The organism is Vaccinium witches'-broom phytoplasma str. VAC, assembly GCF_000309405.1.
Classification (GTDB): Bacteria; Bacillota_I; Bacilli_A; order Acholeplasmatales; family Acholeplasmataceae; genus Phytoplasma.
Genome location: NZ_AKIN01000211.1, coordinates 1 through 387, shown reverse-complemented (window position 1 = coordinate 387; position 387 = coordinate 1). Strand labels below are relative to the sequence as shown.

Annotated in this window: 1 protein-coding gene; it reads left to right on the top strand. The window is 28.9% G+C overall.

The annotated features are described in order from the left end of the window. Nucleotides 1–163: 163 nt before the first annotated feature. A partial coding sequence (locus RI68_RS02965; RefSeq protein WP_017193748.1) for a YqaJ viral recombinase family protein occupies nt 164–387 on the top strand: 224 nt, incomplete at its 3' end.

Here is a 387-nt window from a genome sequence, read left to right as displayed (position 1 = left end):
TAAATTTAGGTTTATTAACAATTATCTTATTATTTCTTCCCCATCTTTTATATCTAATTGATTTTCTTTTTAAATGTCTTTATCACCTTTTTCGTTTCTTTTATTATTTAGGAAAATATCTTTTATTATTATTTCAAAAAATTTTTAAGAAAGAATAATTATTATGAGAATCCAAAACTTAAATCAACGCACCAAATTATGGTATCAACACCGAAAAAAATACATCAACGCTTCCGAAATCGCTTCCATTACGGGGTTAGACCCTTTTCGTTCCATGGAACAATTAGTCCATGATAAACTCTTTGGCACCACTTTTACCGCTAATCAATATACGTTACATGGTCAAAAAATGGAATCCATCGCGCGACAGTTTTTCATACAAAAAAC